Source organism: Roseateles saccharophilus (assembly GCF_031458095.1).
Lineage (GTDB): Bacteria > Pseudomonadota > Gammaproteobacteria > Burkholderiales > Burkholderiaceae_C > Pelomonas > Pelomonas saccharophila_A.
Genome location: NZ_JAVDXU010000015.1, coordinates 1 through 2,440 on the forward strand (window position 1 = coordinate 1; position 2,440 = coordinate 2,440).

At 68.0% G+C, this 2,440-nt stretch carries 1 protein-coding gene; it reads left to right on the forward strand.

Annotated features, from left to right (window positions below; translation table 11 throughout):
• A partial coding sequence (locus tag J2X20_RS29450; RefSeq protein WP_310273369.1) for a PKD domain-containing protein occupies positions 1 to 2,440 on the forward strand: 2,440 nt, incomplete at both ends.

Sequence of the window (2,440 nt, forward strand, 5' to 3'; positions counted from 1 at the left end):
CGCCAGTTCGTCTTCGCGCCCATCACCACACAGCGCATCCGCGTTCTGGTGAACGCCTCGGAATACTATCTCTCGCGCATCGTCGAGGTGGAGGCGTGGACGCCGGGCAGCACGGCCAACCAGGCGCCGGTGGCCAACATCAGCGGCCCGACGAGTGGGCAAGTGGGCGCGAGCCTGAGCTTCTCCGGTGCGGGCAGCACGGATGCGGAAGGCCCCATCGCGAGCTATGCGTGGACGTTTGGCGATGGCACCAGCGCCAGCGGGATGTCGGTCACGAAGAGCTACAGCGCGGCAGGCACTTACACGGTGACATTGACGGTGACCGACGCGAGCGGTCTCACCAACAGCAAGACGCAGGCGGTGGTGGTCACGGCGGCGGCCAACCAGGCACCGGTGGCCAACATCAGCGGCCCGACGAGTGGGCAAGTCGGCGCGAGCCTGGGCTTCTCCGGTTCGGGCAGCACGGATGCGGAGGGCCCCATTGCGAGCTATGCGTGGACGTTCGGCGACGGCACCAGCGCCAGCGGGGCGTCGGTCACGAAGAGCTACAGCGCGGCAGGCACTTACACGGTGACGTTGACGGTGACCGACGCGGGAGGCCTGAGCAACAGCAAGACGCAAGCGGTGGTGATCTCGGCGGCGGCCAACCAGGCGCCGGTAGCCAACATCAGCGGCCCGACCAGTGGGCAGGTGGGCGCGAGCCTGAGCTTCTCCGGCGCCGGGAGCACGGATGCGGAAGGCCCCATCGCCAGCTACGCGTGGACTTTCGGCGACGGCACCAGCGCCAGCGGGGTGTCGGCCACGAAGAGCTACAGCGCGGCAGGCAGCTACACGGTGACGTTGACAGTGACCGACGCGGGCGGTCTGAGCAATAGCAAGACGCAAGCGGTGGTGATCACGGCGGCGGCCAACCAGGCGCCGGTGGCCAACATCAGCGGCCCGACCAGTGGGCAGGTGGGCGCGAGCCTGAGCTTCTCCGGTGCGGGGAGCACGGATGCGGAAGGCCCGATCGCCGGCTACACGTGGACGTTTGGCGACGGCACCAGCGCCAGCGGGGTGTCGGCCACGAAGAGCTACAGCGCGGCAGGCAGCTACACGGTGACGTTGACAGTGACCGACGCGGGAGGTCTCACCAACAGCAAGACGCAAGCGGTGGTCATCTCGGCCGCAACGGGAGGGCAGGCGGTCAATGTGGCGGCAGCGGCCAACGGCGGCGTCGCCACAGCATCCAGCGCCTTCGACGCCAGATATCCCGCCAGCGCGGTCATCGACGGCGATCGGCTGGGGCTGAATTGGGGGGCTGGCGGCGCGTGGGCGGATGGCACTTTGGGCGTCTACCCGGACTGGGTGCAGATCGACTTCAACGGCATGCAGACGATCAGCGAAATCGATGTGTTCACGTTGCAGGACAACTCGGGCTCGCCGTCCGTGCCGACGCTGCAGATGACGTTCAGCCGGTTCGGCATCACGCACTTCCAAGTCCAGTACTGGAACGGTACCGGGTGGGTGGATGTGCCGGGGGGCAGCGTCATCGGCAACAACAAGGTGTGGCGCCAGTTCGTCTTCGCGCCCATCACCACACAGCGCATCCGCGTTCTGGTGAACAGCGCGGAATACTCGCTCTCGCGAATCGTCGAGGTGGAGGCGTGGACGCCGGGCAGCACGGCCAACCAGGCGCCGGTGGCCAACATCAGCGGCCCGACGAGTGGGCAAGTGGGCGCGAGCCTGAGCTTCTCCGGTTCGGGCAGCACGGATGCGGAAGGCCCCATCGCGAGCTATGCGTGGACGTTCGGCGACGGCACGAGCGCCAGCGGGGTGTCGGTCACGAAGAGCTACAGCGCGGCAGGCACTTACACGGTGACATTGACGGTGACCGACGCGAGCGGTCTCACCAACAGCAAGACGCAGGCGGTGGTGATCACGGCGCCGGCCAACCAGGCACCGGTGGCCAACATCAGCGGCCCGACCAGCGGGCAGGTGGGCGCGAGCCTGAGCTTCTCCGGCGCCGGCAGCACGGATGCGGAGGGCCCCATCGCGAGCTATGCGTGGACGTTCGGCGACGGCACCAGCGCCAGCGGGGTGTCGGTCACGAAGAGCTACAGCGCGGCAGGCACTTACACGGTGACGTTGACGGTGACCGATGCGGGCGGTCTGAGCAATAGCAAGACCCAGACGGTGGTGATCACGGCGGCGGCCAACCAGGCGCCAGTGGCCAACATCAGCGGCCCGACCAGTGGGCAGGTGGGCGCGAGCCTGAGCTTCTCCGGAGCCGGGAGCACGGATGCGGAAGGCCCCATCGCCAGCTACGCGTGGACTTTCGGCGACGGCACCAGCGCCAGCGGGGCGTCGGTCACGAAGAGCTACAGCGCGGCAGGCAGCTACACGGTGACGTTGACAGTGACCGACGCGGGCGGTCTGAGCAACAGCAAGACCCAGACGG